Genomic DNA, 15725 nt, shown 5'->3' with positions numbered 1-15725 from the left:
TTCAGGTGATGGAACGAAGAGCACCGGTATGCCGTGGAACCGGACGGGCCTCCTGCCCGCTCAGGCGTCGATGCGCGAGCGGTCCAGGGTGGCCGCGGAGCTCGTGATGAACTCCTTGCGCGGGGCCACCTCATTGCCCATGAGCAGGTCGAAGACCGTCTCGGCCGAGTCCAGGTCGCCGATGTTGATCCTGCGCAGGGTGCGGAAGCGGGGGTCCATGGTGGTCTCCGCCAGCTGGTCCGCGTCCATCTCGCCGAGGCCCTTGTACCGCTGGATCGAGTCCTTGTACCGGATGTTCTTGCGCTGGTACTCCAGCAGGGTCTGGCGCAGTTCGTTGTCCGAGTACGTGTAGACGTACTTGTCCTGGCCCTTCTTCGGCTGGACCAGCTCGATCCGGTGCAGCGGCGGCACCGCCGCGAAGACCCGGCCCGCCTCGACCATCGGGCGCATGTACCGCTGGAACAGGGTCAGCAGCAGGCAGCGGATGTGCGCGCCGTCCACATCGGCGTCGACGAGCAGGACGATCTTTCCGTACCGGGCCGCGTCGATGTCGAAGGTCCGGCCCGAGCCGGCTCCTATGACCTGGATGATCGCCCCGCACTCGGCGTTCTTGAGCATGTCCGAGACCGACGACTTCTGGACATTGAGGATCTTGCCGCGGATCGGCAGGAGCGCCTGGAATTCCGAATTCCGGGCGAGCTTGGCGGTGCCGAGGGCGGAGTCGCCCTCGACGATGAAGAGCTCGCTGCGCTCCACGTCGTCGCTACGGCAGTCGGCCAGCTTGGCGGGGAGCGAGGAAGACTCCAGCGCGGTCTTGCGGCGCTGCGCCTCCTTGTGCTGGCGGGCCGCGATCCGGGTCCGGGCGGCCGCGACGATCTTCTCCATCACGGAGCGGGCCTGCTGCTTGTCGTCCCGCTTGGTGGAGGTCAGGAAGGCCTTGAGCTCCTTGGCGACCACGGCGGCGACGATCCTGGTGGCCGCCGAGGTGCCGAGCACCTCCTTGGTCTGGCCCTCGAACTGCGGCTCGGCGAGGCGGACGGTGACGACGGCCGTCATGCCCTCCATCGCGTCGTCCTTGACCACGTCGTCCTCGGCGACTCGCAGCAGCTTGGCCGAGCGCAGCACCTCGTTGACGGTCTTGGCGACCGAGCGCTCGAAGCCGGAGACGTGGGTGCCGCCCTTGGGGGTGGCGATGATGTTCACGAAGGACTTGACGTTGGTCTCGTACCCCGTACCCCAGCGCAGGGCGATGTCCACGCCGAGCTCACGGGTGACCTCGGTGGGGGTCATGTGGCCGCGGTCGTCGAGGACCGGGACGGTCTCCTTGAAGGTGCCCGTGCCGGTCAGGCGCAGCACGTCGCAGACGGCCTTGTCCTGGGCGAGGTACTCGCAGAACTCGCTGATGCCGCCGTCGAAACGGAAGGTCTCCTCGGTCTTGCCGGCGCCGTCGATGCCCCGCTCGTCGCGGACGACCAGGGTCAGGCCGGGGACGAGGAAGGCGGTCTGGCGGGCGCGCTGGTAGAGCGTCTCCAGGCCGAGCCGGGCGTCCTTGAGGAAGATCTGGCGGTCGGCCCAGTAGCGGACGCGGGTGCCGGTCTTCCCCTTGGCGATGCGCTTGACCTTGCGCAGGCCGTTGGCGGGGTCGAAGGGGCTGTCGGGGCCCTGCTCGGTGAACATCCCGGGGACGCCGCGGCGGAAGCTGATGGCGTGGGTGGAGCTGCCCCGGTCGACCTCGACGTCCAGGCGGGCGGAGAGGGCGTTGACCACGGAGGCGCCCACGCCGTGCAGGCCGCCTGAGGCCGCGTACGAGCCGCCGCCGAACTTTCCGCCGGCGTGCAGCTTGGTCATGACGACCTCGACGCCGGACAGGCCGGTCTTGGGCTCGACGTCCACGGGGATGCCGCGGCCGTTATCGCGGACCTCCACGGAGGAGTCCTCGTGGAGGATCACCTCGATGTGGTCGCAGTAGCCGCCCAGGGCCTCGTCGACGGAATTGTCGATGATCTCCCAGAGGCAGTGCATGAGGCCCCGGCTGTCGGTCGAGCCGATATACATGCCGGGGCGCTTGCGGACGGCCTCCAGCCCTTCGAGGACGAGCAGGTGCCGCGCGGTGTAGTTGGAACCGTCCCGGTCTGCTCCGGACAGCAGCGCGCTGGAAGGCACGGACGTGTCGGCGGTCACGCAGTTCGCTCCTCGCTGAATTTCTTTTCTGGCCCGGTCGGGCGCAGGGGTGGCTCGGTTGCCGGTCGAAGGGTACCGAGGCCAGGTAGAGCCGATGCAACGCCACCCTCGCGCGTTCCTCAGCCTAGTCCAGATCCGCACGGATGTTCGATCCCCCCGGGGGGTGAAGCAAACATCACGTTCCCTTCCAGGCATGAACCATTTAGGGTTCGGGCACGTCCTCATGAACAACCTGGCACTCACGCCGGGGAGGATGGAACTGCAACAAGCGAACGACTGACAACGCGAAACCGTAAAGCAACGCAATACGGCTCCTTCGCCGCCAACCGGCAGCAGCCGGCCAGCTTCGGAAGGAAGTTTCGAGGAAAAGCCGCGAGCGGGAACGTTTTCGGCCTGGTTGGATGTTGACCCTGGTACGACAGCTCGTCGAGCTAGAGAAGAGGCGACGTGACTACTGTTCTGACACCCGCGACCCCGCTGACGGCCGCTGACCGATGCGACCGTTGCGGCGCCCAGGCATATCTGCGCGTCGTCCTGCTGAGCGGCGGTGAACTGCTCTTCTGCGCCCACCACGGTCGCAAGTTCGAGCCGGAACTCAAGAAGATCGCCGCAGAAATACAGGATGAAACCGAGCGGCTCACGTCCGCTCCGGCTGCCAATGCCGCCGAACCCGAGGACCGCTGACACAAGGCCTGCACCTCGCATCCGACGAGCCAGGACCGGCCAGGCCGGTCGACGGGCGGCACCCCTGCGACCCAGGGATGCCGCCCGTCCTCATGTCCACACCCGGAGCCGGTACGGGGGCTACTGCGTGCGAGGCCCCTGCACGGGCCCTGCACCCGCCTCGTACGCCCTCCGGGTGCCGACCGCGACATCCTGGGCCTTCGCGGGCTGCGCGGCCCTCTGCGGGCCTGTCACGAAGTCGGCGAACGGCGCAATCCGCGTGTACACCCCCGGGCTGTCGGCGCGCCCGCAGCCGCGTCCCCACGACACCAGGCCGATGAGCCGCCCCTGCGCCACCAGCGGTCCCCCGCTGTCGCCCTGGCAGGCGTCCTTGCCGCCCCCGTCGTCGCCCGCGCACACCATGGAATCCGCGCGGTACTGCCCGTCGGCGTCCCCGGGGTAGGCCCGCCCGCAGACCTCGTCCGACAGAACGGTCACCGGAGCGGCGCGCAGCGCGTACGCGTAGTCACCGAATCCGCTGGTGTCGCCCCAGCCGTACACGGCCGCCTCGGTCCCCGCCTCGTAGGCGGGGTGCCCCGCTCCCGCCATGGGGAGTACGTAGTGCGCCGGCACGGCTTCGGCGAGTTCCAGTACGGCTAGGTCCCCGGCGTTGCTGCGCGGGTCGTAGTCCGGGTTCACCCGGGCCGAGCGCACCGCGATCTCCTGGCCGTCGGTCGCCCGCAGCTCCGTACGCCCGGCGATCACCCGGAAGTCCTCGACCGACTCGACGGGGCCGCCCAGCACCTCGTGCCCCAGGCAGTGGGCGGCGGTCAGCACCTTCGCCGGTGCCACGATGACGCCCCCGCAGAACTGCCCGCCCCGCGTACCCCCGAACCGGTCACGGCTGGCGAGGGCCACGACCCAGGGACTGTCGGCCACCTTCACCGGCTTCCCGCCGATCACCACGCTGTCCGCGGCCGCCTGCGGCACCTGGGCCAGCGGGGCCGCGGCCGCTCCCGCCGCCAGGGTCAGCGCTCCCGCCAGAGCACGGGCAAAGGGACGACGCATGAGGCCTCCTGACTCCGAGTGTGCATGACTCCACCCAGAGTGGGATGCCTGGTGGCCGTGCGCACCCGCGCGGCCACCGCCGTCGGCATCGCCGCCGGACCCTCTGCCGGTCAGTCGAGGTAGTCGCGCAGCACCTGGGAGCGGGACGGGTGGCGCAGCTTCGACATCGTCTTCGACTCGATCTGGCGGATCCGCTCACGGGTGACCCCGTAGACCTTGCCGATCTCGTCGAGGGTCTTGGGCTGGCCGTCCGTGAGGCCGAAGCGCATCGACACCACGCCGGCCTCGCGCTCGCTCAGGGTGTCTAGCACCGAGTGCAGCTGCTCCTGCAGGAGCGTGAAGCTCACGGCGTCGGCCGGGACGACGGCCTCGGAGTCCTCGATCAGGTCGCCGAACTCGCTGTCGCCGTCCTCGCCGAGCGGGGTGTGCAGGGAGATCGGCTCGCGGCCGTACTTCTGGACCTCGATGACCTTCTCGGGGGTCATGTCGAGTTCCTTGGCCAGCTCCTCCGGGGTGGGCTCGCGGCCCAGGTCCTGGAGCATCTGGCGCTGGACGCGGGCGAGCTTGTTGATGACCTCGACCATGTGCACCGGGATGCGGATGGTGCGGGCCTGGTCGGCCATGGCGCGGGTGATCGCCTGCCGGATCCACCACGTCGCGTAGGTGGAGAACTTGTAGCCCTTGGTGTAGTCGAACTTCTCGACGGCGCGGATCAGGCCCAGGTTGCCCTCCTGGATCAGGTCCAGGAAGAGCATGCCGCGGCCGGTGTAGCGCTTGGCGAGGGAGACCACGAGGCGGAGGTTGGCCTCCAGCAGGTGGTTCTTCGCGCGGCGGCCGTCCTCGGCGATGATCTCCAGCTCGCGCTTGAGCTTGGGCGCCAGCTTGTCGGAGTTCGCCAGCTTGTCCTCGGCGAACAGACCCGCCTCGATGCGCTTGGCGAGCTCGACCTCCTGCTCGGCGTTGAGGAGGGGGACCTTGCCGATCTGCTTGAGGTAGTCCTTGACCGGGTCGGCGGTGGCGCCGGCGACGACCACCTGCTGAGCGGGGGCGTCGTCCTCGTCGTCGGAGATGACGAAGCCCTTGTTCTCGCCGCCCTCCTCCTCTTCGTCGGCCTCGGCCTTGACGGCGTCGGGACCCTCGTCCGGGGTCTCCTCGTCACCGGCCGCGTCGGCGTCCTTCTTGGAGGCGGTCTTCTTCGCCGCCGTCTTCTTGGCGGCGGCCTTCTTGGCGGGCGCGGCCTTCTTGGCCGCCGTCTTCTTCGCCGCCGTCTTCTTCGCGGCGGGCTCCGTTCCGGGCTCCTGCGCGAGGGCGTCCGCGATCTCCGGGTCCGCCGTCCCGGCCGCCGGGGCCGCGGCGTCCGCGGTGGCCACGGGCTGCGCTGCCGTCGTCTTCGCCGCCGTCTTCTTGGCCACCGGCTCGGTGGCGGTCCGCTTGGCCGGGCTCTTCGCTGCGACGCTCTTGCGGGTGGTGCGCTTGGGCGACTCCGCGGCACTGACCATCAGCGTCACACCCTCTTCCTCGAGGATCTGGTTGAGGCTGCGCAGAACATTCTTCCACTGGGTCGCAGGAATCTGGTCAGCCTCGAAGGCCCGACGCACGTCATCGCCGGCGATCTGCCCCTCGGCCTTGCCCCGCTCGATGAGCGCCATCACAGACTCGGAATCGGCGATCTCCGGCGGGAGCGTACGGGATGTGCTGGCCGACACGAACAACCTCTCGGAACGATGGGAACGGCTTCCGACCCCGGCCTGGTGCTGGACCGGAGCCGACGACCACCGACTGGGGATGGGCCGGGGGCGCGGGCAGGGGCCGGGGAGCTGCACAGCACCCGCAAGGGCTGCTGTCTTCCCTCCGTCGGCCATCACCTCTTAGGTCATCGCGTGACGTCGCGGAGCGTTACGCCCAATCTTCGTGGCCCGAGTCACACCCCGTATGAGCCAATGCCGGTCATAGGGTCATACGCATGGTTCCGGCGGGGCCGGAACGGGGCGCCGCATCCCCGTGTCGCCGGACCCGACGGGGTCCGGCGACACGTCGTGCACCCCCGCGCCCCCGCGCGTCCGCCCGTCAGTGCTCGCGCGGGGCGGGGACCACGCGCTCGACCTCCGGATGCACCGTCAAGAGCTGACGCATGGCGTTCTCGGCGCCCGTCGCGTCACCCGCGGCGAGGGCCTCGACCATCCGCGCGTGGTGCGCGACGCAGGCCTCACTCGGGCGGTCGCAGGCGGTGACCGGGCTGCCGGAGACCTGGAGCGCGGCGGAGACGATGCCGGAGAGGTGCTCCAGCATCCGGTTGCCGGCGACCTGGATGAGGAGTGCGTGGAACTCGTTGTCGGCGCGGGCGAAGGTGATCGAGTCCCCCTGGCCGAGGGCGTGGCCCATGATCTCGACCATGTCGGCGAGGCGCTGCTGGATGTCCGGGCGGCCGTGACCGGCGGCGAGGCGGGCGGCGAGCGGCTCGATGGTCAACCGGAGCTCCCCGAGCTCGCGGCGCTGGTCGTCGCGCTGGGGGCCGAAGGCGCGCCATTCGATGATGTCGGGGTCGAGGAGGTTCCAGTCGGCGACCGGACGGACCCGCGTGCCGACGTTCGGGCGGGCGCTGACGAGACCCTTGGCCTCCAGGACCCGCAGCGATTCGCGGACGACGGTGCGGGAGACCTCGAAGCGCTGGCCGATCTCCTCGGGGACCAGCGGGCGGTCCGCTCCGAGATCGCCGGAGACGATCATCTGGCCGAGCTGCTGGACGAGTTGGCCGTGCAGTCCGCGGCCGCGGCTGCCTGCCGCGCGGCGGCCGACCCGGCTCAACTCGACGTCGGCGCCGTCCCAGCGGGGCGCTCCGACGCGGTCGGGCCCGGGGGCCTCCGCGTAGGGGTAGCGGTCGAGTTCGCCCGGGCCGGCGAGGCCGGAGTCGGCATGGCGGGCGGCGGTCATCATGGTGTGCGCAAGGGTACTCACGAATCCTTTGTCGGCCGCGCCTCGATCGCCCTTGAGGTCTTTGGTGAAAAGCACACGAAAGGGTGATCGGTGCCACCTACTCAATTGACGACTTATCGTAAAGAACCGGGCCTTTTGCGGGGAGTTGCGGTCCGCGTCACGCGACGCGGACTTCAACGGTCCCGTCCGGGCCCGGTACGCACCGAAACGATCACCAACGGACCCTGCTGCGCAGTCCGGTGAACCCATAGGCGCACAACAGGACCATCAGCGACAACACCAGGGCGGTGCCGACGGGTTGGGCCATCACCCGCAAGGCCCCCAGGATCAGGCGGTCCGCCTCGGGCGGCCACTGCACCCGGGTGAGAGCCCGCAGCCGGGGCCCGAGTCCGGTGACCGGGTACGCGGAGGGGCCTTCCAGTACCTTGCGCACCAGCGGCACCACCATCACCGGTACGGCGAGCACCGCGGCCAGGCCTGCGGTGGCGGACCGGAAGACACCGGAGGCAAGTACGCCGGCCCAGGCGCAGCCGATGAGCAGCCCGGCCCAGCTCACGGCCGGGGAGAGCCATCGCGCCGGGGTGCGCAGCGGGCCGCTGTCGAAGACGAGCGCCAGGGCGCCGGCGTCGGCCACCACCACGAGGGCGCCCAGCAGCAGCGCGAGCAGGGCGCAGACGCCGAGCTTGGCCGCGAGGAGTCCCATCCGGCGGGGCACGGTGCCCCGATCGGCGGCGAGCGCGGGGTAGCGGTACTCCTCGCCGAAGGCCAGGGCGCCGAGCAGGCCGGCGCCGAGGGCCGCGGGCGGTAGCGGCAGCTGCTCGGGCCATGCGGCGAGCAGCCGGTTCTGCGGGGTGTGCCCGGCCCGGGCCAGCACCAGGGTGGTCAGGACGGAGACGGCGACGACGAGCGCGGTGGTGAGGGCGGGGGTGGCGGTCCCGAAGACCCGGAGCAGCTCGTAGCGCAGCGGCCGCAGTGGTCCGCCGACGCGGCGCACCGCGGATGCGGGCCGCCCGGACCGGGCGCGCGGCGGCCGTCCGCCGGGGGGCTCGTCAGACACCTCGCCCGGGGCTTCGCCGGAGGCGGAGGCGGGCTGGGCTCCGGCGGCCTCGGCGCGGGCGCGCGGGACGGGCGGCGTGGGAGCGCCTGCGTCTCCGGTCTCGTCGGCGAGCTGGTGGACGAGCACCCCGTGCCGGAACGCCGCCTCGCCGACCTCGGCACAGTTGCTGCCGTACACCGACAGGCGGCTGCCGCTCTCCGCCACGATCTCCATGGCACGCTGGGCCGCCCGGGCCTCCCGGCCCAGCACGTCGGCCAGCCGGGCAGCGTGCGGGGTGCGCACGGCGACGCGCGGCCGCAGCCGGGTCCGGGCGAACTCCGCGGCGTCCTGGTCGGCGACGAGGCGGCCCGCCTCGATGCTGACGACCCGGTCGGCGCTGCGGGCCGCCTCTTTGGCGTCGTCGGTGGTGAAGAGCACCGCTCCGCCGAGCGAGGCGTGGCCGCGCAGCAGCCCGTGCAACCAGCCGCGTTCACGTGGGGACAGACCGGCCGTAGGCTCGTCCAGGAGCAGGGTGCAGGGGTCGGCGAGCAGCGCCGCGGCCAGCGCGACCCGTCGCTCCATGCCCAGAGAGAGCGAGCCGAGCCGCTGGTCCCGCAGGCCCGCGATACCGACGACGTCCAGCATGGTGTCGGCCCGGGAGGCCGGCACACCTGCGGCGGCGCAGAGCATCCGCAGCTGGTTTCGCACGGTGCGCGCAGGGTTGCCGGGGACGTCGCCGAGCAGCACGCCGACCTCACGGCTCGGATGCGGGATCCGGTGCAGCGGACGGCCGCGGAAGTAGGTGACGCCGCGGCCCGGTTCGAGTTCGAGCATGAGCCGCAGCGCGGTGGTCTTGCCCGATCCCGGCTCGCCGAGCAGGGCGGTCACGCTCCCCGGGCGGGCCTCGAACGAGAGGTCGTCCACGAGGGGCCGGGTGTCGGGGCGGGATGTGCTGGTGAGTCCGATTGCCTGGAGCATCGCTTCTCTCGCGGGGGGGGTGAGACCGCTCTGCGGCAGGGTGAGTACCGCAAGCAAGATAGCGCGATATGTCCGATTTACGGCGCAACCGGTCCGATGGAATGCCGATATTGCCTTCGGAACGGAAGCCGGGACCGTCGGCTCGGCGTCAGACTTCCGGACGCAGCATCGGCGGGTTGAGCAGGGTGGCCCCGCCCGCGCGGAACAGCTGGGCGGGGCGCCCACCCTGACGGGTCGTCGTCCCTCCGGCCGGCACCAGGAACCCGGGGGTCCCGGTGACCTTGCGGTGGAAGTTCCGTGGATCGAGGGCCACGCCCCAGACGGCCTCGTAGACCCGGCGCAGCTCGCCGACGGTGAACTCGGGCGGGCAGAAGGCGGTGGCGAGGGAGGAGTACTCGATCTTCGAACGGGCCCGCTCCACACCGTCGTCGAGGATCCGGGCGTGGTCGAAGGCGAGCCCCGCGAACGCCTGGTCCTCGGATTCCAGCAGCTCGTCGACGGGGGCCCAGCGGGCGCTGTTGGCATCTCCGCCGGCCCGGGGCGCAGGCAGGTCGGGAGCGAGCACCAGATGCGCCACGCTGACGACACGCATCCGCGGATCCCGCTTCGGATCACCGTAAGTGGCCAGCTGTTCGAGATGGGCCCCGTTGCCCACGCCCGGCACGGCGGGGTCGTGCGCGCACAGCCCGGTCTCCTCGGAGAGTTCCCTGGCGGCGGCCGCCGCCAGGTCCTCGTCTCCGCGCACGAATCCGCCGGGCAGCGCCCAGCGCCCCTGGAACGGCTGCTCACCCCGCCGGACGACCAGCGCGCAGAGCGCGTGGCGCCGTACGGTGAGCACGACCAGGTCGACGGTGACGGCGAAGGGCGGAAAGGCCGACGGGTCGTAGGGCGACATGCCGCGATCATAGTCGTCTGCCTGACGATAAACAGCGCTTTGGTGACCTTGAAGACGCTGGAGTGGAGGCTAGCCCCCCAGTACGAGCGCATCGGCCGCCTCCTCCACCATGCCGAGGCCCAGCCGGCTGATCCGGACCGCGAAGGGCTCCCCCGACACACGCAGGCCGGAGAGGCGCAGCGCACCGAGCGGTGCGCCGGGGAGGGGGGCGAGGGCGACCGTCCCCGCAGGGGCGTCGGGGCGGATCCCGGCGAGGGCTGTCAGGACGTGGATCCCGGCCGCGGCGGCCACCGCGGCCGGGCGACAGGCCGCCGGGTGCGGAATCGGAGCGCTGCCGGAGGTGCGCTGCTCGGCCGCGAACATCTCCGGCAGTCGGTACCCGAAGCTCTCCGCCGCGTCCAGCAGGCCCCGGAGCAGGCCGGTGGCCTCCTTCTCGAAGCCCGCCTGGGCCAGTCCGGCCACCGCCACGGCGCTCTCGTACGCGCGCACCGCGCCGGATCGGTGGCCGAACGGGTTGTGACCCGGTTCCCTGGCCGCCATGCTCCGCAGCCCCCACCCGGAGTCCATGGCGGGCGCGCCGAGCAGTCGGGCCAGCTGCTCGGTGCGGACCCGGTCCAGAAGCCCCGGGGCGAGCCGGCCGCCGCTGAGGAGGCCGGTGTCGAGCAGGTGGGCGGCGGCCCCCGTCAGCCGGGGCAGCGGCCGGCCGTCGGGATGCAGGGCCGCCGCGGGCCGCCCCCCGTCCGGGCCGTCGATCCAGAACTCGGCCCGGAACCGCTCCCGCAGCGCGGCCGCCCACTGCCGCCACTCCTCGGCGTCGGGCCGACCGCGTGCGGCGAGGAGGTCCGCGCCGAGCAGCGCGGCCCGGTGGGCGTGGGCCTGGGTCTCGCAGCGCCGCGGCCCCGGGTCTGGATCGGCCAGGAAGCCGTCCTCGCCCAGGGCGCCCCGCAGCCAGTCGAGGCACCGCTCGGCGGCGGGGAGCAGCCGGTCCACCTCCTCCTCCGGCATCCCCCAGAGCCGGGCCTCGGCGAGCACCGCCGGGAAGGCCAGGGTCGCCTCCGTGCCCGTGCACCCCGGGGGGAGCTGCGGGCCCGCCCCCCGCAGGGGTCCCGGGATCTTCCCCGCGTCGGGCCCGCGCCCGTCGCTCTGGTTGCGGGCCAGGATCCGCAGGGTGGCCGCGGCCAGTCCGGTCCCGAGCGGCAGTGCCATCCGGGCGGCCCACAGGGACTCCGCCGGGGCCAGCCCCAGGCGCCATGGCACCCCCGCTGCCGCGAAGGAGTCGCCCGGCTCGGCGGGATCCCTCAGGAGCAGCGCCCCGAGGTCCTCGACGCCGGTCCGGAACCACGCCTCGGCTCTCGGGTCGTCCCCTTCGGCCCGGGCGGCGGCGAGCGGATTGGCCACCTGGCCCGCCGGAGCCCGGACGACGCGGTCCTGGGTGGTCCGCAGCTCGATGGTGCGGGACTCACCGGGACCGAGTTCGAGCTGCCAGCGCAGCAGCCCGGAGGAGGCCAGCGCGTCGTCCGGAGACGGATCGGCGGCGGTGACCGCCTCGGCGTCGCCGGTGCTCCAGCGCAGCCCGGCGGCATGCACCGCGGCGGGCAGCTCCGGCCCGGCCCGGCCGGCGGCCACGGCGGCCAGTTCCGCCAGGTCCGTGCCGAGCAGGACCTCCACGGACAGGCGCAGCGGCCGGGCCGTGAAGCTGCGCAGCGTGATCCGCTCGGTGCCGTCCGCGTGCCGGACCCGTTCCACGCCGACGTCCGGATCGGGGCCGGGCTCGGCACCGGTGCGCACCGTGGCGGTGAAGGCGGCACGGTCCGCGCCGAGGCTGCGCCCCTGGACGGCCACCGGTTCCCGCCCGCCGACGCGCAGCACGCACCGGGAGAGCAGCCGCCGCCCGGAACGGTAGATGCCGTCGATCCCCCGCCCCGTCAGCTGGCCGTGCTCCGGCGAGATGACCAGGCAGGGCGCCGCGACGCAGATGACGGCGCCGTGCACCGGCGGTGGCTCGGACCTGCGGGCGGCAGGCACGCCGGGTGGTCGGGAGGGTGCGGGGTGAGACATGCGTCGCCTTGTCTGCGCTCCGGTCGGTTCGGCTGGGCGGCGGCGCGGCCGGTCCCCCACCGCCCCACAACTGAACGTCCCCACCCCCGCCCGGGTCACGGGCCGTACCGCCGACCGCGCACGCCCGGGACGGGGCGGCCGCCTCAGGACCGCGCCCAGGGCCCTTCGCAGCCGCCGCACCCGGGTCCCGTGCCGGGGCCGCAGCGGGCTCACTGCCCGCTCCCCGCGGTGCGGCGGGGCTCACGGCGGGGAGCCGCCTTGCCGCGGCGGCCGGGGGGACGGGTACCCGCGGTCCGCCGCCCCGGCCGGGGCTCGCGGCGCCGCCGTTCTTCCCGCAGGCATTGCCGCAGTCCCTCGGGGTCGATGCCCTCGTTGCAGGCGTGGTGGAGCAGTTGGGCGAAGCGGTATTCGCCGTCTGCCTGCAAGGCAAGTCCGAGGGCGATCCGGGCGGTCGGCTCGTCCCCGGTGGACCAGGAGACCCAGCCCGCGAGGGTGAGCGGGGCCGCCGCGTGTTCGCCGTACGCCCCGACACAGCGCCGGGCCAGGGCCCGCCACAGCCGCAGGGCGGGCGCTGCCTCCTCGTCCTCCATCCACTCGGCCGCGATGTCCCTGATCTCACGGTCCTGGAGGCCGAGGATCACTGAGGCGGCCTCGTCGTGGCCGAGCAGCGCGTCGTCCCAGTCATCGGCGTGGGGACCTCCCTCCACGGGCGGCGCGAGGGTCATCCGCCGCATCAGGGAACGGGCCAGCGTGAGGGTCTCGGCGCCGACCTCCTCCCGGGTGGCCCCGTCGAGGATCTTCGGTACCAGGGCGGCTGCCGCCCGGTCCAGGGCGCTCTCCATCTCCGCGGCGACAGCCCCGCGCAGCGGCGCCAGCCGGCCCTCGATGTCCTTGAGGGAGCCCCGGACCTGGAGCCCGGCGAAGGTGGCCGCGGCGGCCATCACGGAGGTGCCGACCGCGGCCAGCGGGCTGCCTTCGGCCGGGCAGCAGCGCTCGTCGGGGCATACGTAGGACCAGAACCGGCCCGCGGAGAGGCACAGGGCCTCCAGAACGGGCACGTCCAGCGCGCCGCAGGCCAGCCGGATCCGCTGGGCGAGCGGCCGCAGCCGGGTCATCACCCGCCGGCCGCTCTCCTCTCCCTGCGGCTCCTGGCAGAGGAAGACGACGATGCCGTCGGGCTTGCTCCCGCGCCGCTCGCTGCCGCGGATCAGGCAGTCGGCGACCTGCCGTGCGGTGTCCTCCCATTCCGCGGGGGTTGCCGGGATGCCGACGCGCAGCCGGCCGCCGAACCGCCCGCCATCGCCGTGCACGGCGACCATGACCAGGGAGTCCGTGGGGTGGAAGCCGAGCATGTAGGGCAGGGCGTCGGCCAGCTCGGCCGGGCTGCGCAGAGTGATCCGGGAGTCCGAGGTGGATCCGGCCGAGCTGATGGACGGCTGGCCGGACGGGGTGCGCGATTCGTGGTTGTTCGTCATGTCCCGAAGATCCCGTGCGTGATCCGATCCCGAAAGCCCTGTGGATAACCATTTGACCGCTCAACATCCACAGGCTCAGAGCGGCATTGGCGCTATGTCGGAGCCATCGGGTTGCATGGGGGCATGAACGCAGACCTGAGGTCCTCGGCCGACTCCGTACTAGCCCGCCTCGTGGGCGATCCCACGGGAACCGCGCGGCTGCGCGAGGACCAGTGGCGGGCGATCGAGGCCCTCGTCGCGCACAAGCGGCGGGCGCTGGTGGTACAGCGCACGGGCTGGGGCAAGTCCGCGGTGTACTTCGTCGCCACCTCGCTGCTGCGTGCGAGCGGCGCCGGTCCCACCGTGATCGTCTCCCCGCTCCTCGCCCTGATGCGCAACCAGGTCGAGGCCGCCGCCCGCGCGGGGATCCGCGCCCGCACCATCAATTCCGCCAATCCCGAGGAATGGGAGGGAATCCAGGCCGAGGTCGCGTCGGGCGAGGTCGACGTCCTGCTGGTGAGCCCGGAACGGCTGAACAACCCGGACTTCCGCGACCAGGTGCTCCCCAAACTGTCCGCCGCCACCGGTCTGCTCGTCGTGGACGAGGCCCACTGCATCTCCGACTGGGGCCACGACTTCCGTCCCGACTACCGGCGGCTGCGCACGATGCTCGCCGACCTCCCGCCGGGCGTCCCGGTGCTGGCCACGACCGCGACGGCCAACGCCCGTGTGACGGCCGACGTCGCGGAGCAGCTCGGTACAGGCGCCGGCACGGACGCACTGGTCCTGCGCGGCCCGCTGGACCGCGAAAGCCTGAGCCTGGCGGTGCTGACCCTGCCCGACGCGGCACACCGGCTGGCCTGGCTCGCCGACCACCTGGGCGAGCTGCCCGGCTCCGGGATCATCTACACGCTGACCGTCGCGGCGGCCGAGGAGGTCACCGCGTACCTGCGCCACCGCGGGCACACGGTCGCCTCGTACACCGGGAAGACGGAGAACGCCGACCGCCAGCAGGCCGAGGACGACCTCCAGGCCAACCGGGTCAAGGCGCTGGTCGCCACCTCCGCCCTCGGCATGGGCTTCGACAAGCCCGACCTCGGCTTCGTCGTGCACCTGGGCTCCCCCTCCTCCCCCATCGCCTACTACCAGCAGGTCGGCCGCGCCGGCCGCGGTGTGGAGCACGCCGAGGTCCTGCTCCTGCCCGGCCGGGAGGACGAGGCGATCTGGCAGTACTTCGCCTCGGTGGCCTTCCCGCCCGAGGAGCAGGTGCGCCGCACCCTCGACGTTCTGGCCCAGGCGGGCCGGCCGATGTCGCTGCCCGCGCTGGAGCCGCTGGTCGACCTGCGGCGCACCCGGCTCGAGACCATGCTCAAGGTGCTGGACGTGGACGGGGCCGTGCACCGGGTCAAGGGCGGCTGGACCTCGACCGGCGAGCCGTGGGCGTACGACGCCGAGCGCTACGCGTGGGTGGCCCGCCAGCGAGCCGCGGAGCAGCAGGCCATGCGCGACTACGCGGCGGCCACGGCGTGCCGGATGGAGTTCCTGCGCCGCCAACTCGACGACGAGGAAGCCGCGCCGTGCGGCCGCTGCGACAACTGTGCCGGGGCCCGGTTCACCGCGGACGTCTCCACCACCGCGCTGGACACCGCACGCGGCGAACTCGGCCGCCCGGGCGTGGAGCTGGAACCGCGCAAGATGTGGCCGACCGGGCTCACGGCCGTCGGCGTCGACCTCAAGGGCCGCATCCCGGCCGGGGAGCAGGCCGCCACCGGCCGGGCACTGGGCCGGCTGTCCGACATCGGCTGGGGCAACCGGCTGCGCCCGATGCTCGCCCCGCAGAGTCCGGACCAGCCCGTTCCCGACGACGTCGCACAGGCCGTGGTGGCCGTCCTCGCCGACTGGGCCCGCGGCCCCGGCGGCTGGGCCTCGGGGGAGCCGGACGCCCCGGCCCGGCCGGTGGGCGTGGTCGCGCTGCCCTCGCGAAGCCGCCCCCAGCTGGTCGGTTCGCTGGCCGCACGCATCGCCGAGGTGGGGAGGATGCCGCTGCTCGGGACGGTCGCGTACACGGACCAGGTACCGGAGTACGGTCTGCCCTCCTCCAACAGCGCCCAGCGGGTGCGGGGGCTCCACCAGGCCTTGACCGTGCCCCCGGCCCTCGCGGCGACATTGGCCGAGGCGTCAGGGCCGGTTCTCCTCGTGGACGACCGAGCGGAGAGCGGATGGACCCTCGCCGTGGCCGCTCGGCTGCTGCGCCGGGCGGGCGCGAAGGGGGTGCTCCCACTGGTACTGGCGGTCCAGCCGTAGCCGAATGAGTCATCTTCGGCGTGGCGGGGCAAGGATATGAACGGCATACCGGCGAATTCCGGTCGGCGGCGTCAATTGCTCGTTGCCGCATGCTCCGGGGCCACGCGAGAATTGGAGTGCTCCCGCTCGGCTCCGCGGCACTCTTTTGGGCCGC

10 protein-coding genes are annotated in these 15725 nt (G+C 72.6%); 2 read left to right on the top strand and 8 right to left on the bottom strand.

Annotated features, from left to right (window positions below; genetic code table 11):
* Nucleotides 1-60: 60 nt before the first annotated feature.
* Nucleotides 61-2181, bottom strand: coding sequence for a DNA topoisomerase IV subunit B (locus OG737_RS23135; RefSeq protein ID WP_328928035.1), 2121 nt, complete (start codon nt 2179-2181; stop codon nt 61-63).
* Nucleotides 2182-2628: 447 nt separating this feature from the next.
* On the opposite strand from OG737_RS23135, the gene OG737_RS23130 reads away from it, so the two are divergent.
* Nucleotides 2629-2865, top strand: a complete 237-nt coding sequence (locus OG737_RS23130) for a hypothetical protein (RefSeq protein WP_215019552.1) — start codon at nt 2629-2631, stop codon at nt 2863-2865.
* A gap of 120 nt (nt 2866-2985) precedes the next feature.
* Here the strand turns inward: OG737_RS23130 and OG737_RS23125 are convergent, their stop codons facing one another.
* The 7 genes from OG737_RS23125 to OG737_RS23095 all read right to left on the bottom strand — a co-directional run bounded on the left by OG737_RS23125 (nt 2986) and on the right by OG737_RS23095 (nt 13288).
* Nucleotides 2986-3912 carry a serine protease gene (locus OG737_RS23125; RefSeq protein WP_328928034.1) on the bottom strand — a complete coding sequence of 309 codons (927 nt, stop codon included), beginning with the start codon at nt 3910-3912 and terminating at the stop codon, nt 2986-2988.
* A 110-nt stretch (nt 3913-4022) separates the two neighbouring features.
* On the bottom strand, nt 4023-5624 hold the full coding sequence (locus OG737_RS23120) for an RNA polymerase sigma factor (RefSeq protein WP_328928033.1): 1602 nt from the start codon (nt 5622-5624) through the stop codon (nt 4023-4025).
* A 355-nt stretch (nt 5625-5979) separates the two neighbouring features.
* Nucleotides 5980-6921 (bottom strand): FadR/GntR family transcriptional regulator, encoded by a 942-nt coding sequence (locus tag OG737_RS23115; protein WP_328928032.1) that lies wholly within the window; start codon nt 6919-6921, stop codon nt 5980-5982.
* Between the two features lie 136 nt (nt 6922-7057).
* Nucleotides 7058-8860, bottom strand: coding sequence for an ATP-binding cassette domain-containing protein (locus OG737_RS23110; protein ID WP_405921924.1), 1803 nt, complete (start codon nt 8858-8860; stop codon nt 7058-7060).
* 148 nt (nt 8861-9008) lie between these two features.
* Nucleotides 9009-9755, bottom strand: coding sequence for an NUDIX domain-containing protein (locus OG737_RS23105; protein ID WP_328928030.1), 747 nt, complete (start codon nt 9753-9755; stop codon nt 9009-9011).
* Between the two features lie 69 nt (nt 9756-9824).
* The gene (locus tag OG737_RS23100) at nt 9825-11813 is read right to left on the bottom strand and encodes a glycogen debranching N-terminal domain-containing protein (protein WP_405678198.1); all 1989 of its coding nucleotides are present in this window, start codon (nt 11811-11813) and stop codon (nt 9825-9827) included.
* Nucleotides 11814-12022: 209 nt separating this feature from the next.
* Nucleotides 12023-13288, bottom strand: coding sequence for a DUF4192 domain-containing protein (locus tag OG737_RS23095; RefSeq protein WP_328928028.1), 1266 nt, complete (start codon nt 13286-13288; stop codon nt 12023-12025).
* 123 nt (nt 13289-13411) lie between these two features.
* Between OG737_RS23095 and OG737_RS23090 the strand changes: the two genes are divergently transcribed.
* Nucleotides 13412-15571 (top strand): RecQ family ATP-dependent DNA helicase, encoded by a 2160-nt coding sequence (locus OG737_RS23090; RefSeq protein WP_405678202.1) that lies wholly within the window; start codon nt 13412-13414, stop codon nt 15569-15571.
* The last annotated feature ends 154 nt before the right edge of the window (nt 15572-15725 follow it).

This window comes from Streptomyces sp. NBC_00122, from assembly GCF_045160845.1.
In the GTDB taxonomy this organism is placed as follows: domain Bacteria; phylum Actinomycetota; class Actinomycetes; order Streptomycetales; family Streptomycetaceae; genus Streptomyces.
This window is presented reverse-complemented; position numbering and strand designations above follow the sequence as displayed.

Coding starts and splice junctions, on each gene's coding strand:
- OG737_RS23105 (WP_328928030.1), bottom strand. CDS start 9,755: ATGTCGCCCTACGACCCGTCGGCCTTTCCGCCCTTCGCCGTCACCGTC.
- OG737_RS23095 (WP_328928028.1), bottom strand. CDS start 13,288: ATGACGAACAACCACGAATCGCGCACCCCGTCCGGCCAGCCGTCCATC.
- OG737_RS23125 (WP_328928034.1), bottom strand. CDS start 3,912: ATGCGTCGTCCCTTTGCCCGTGCTCTGGCGGGAGCGCTGACCCTGGCG.
- OG737_RS23100 (WP_405678198.1), bottom strand. CDS start 11,813: ATGTCTCACCCCGCACCCTCCCGACCACCCGGCGTGCCTGCCGCCCGC.
- OG737_RS23110 (WP_405921924.1), bottom strand. CDS start 8,860: ATGCTCCAGGCAATCGGACTCACCAGCACATCCCGCCCCGACACCCGG.
- OG737_RS23090 (WP_405678202.1), top strand. CDS start 13,412: ATGAACGCAGACCTGAGGTCCTCGGCCGACTCCGTACTAGCCCGCCTC.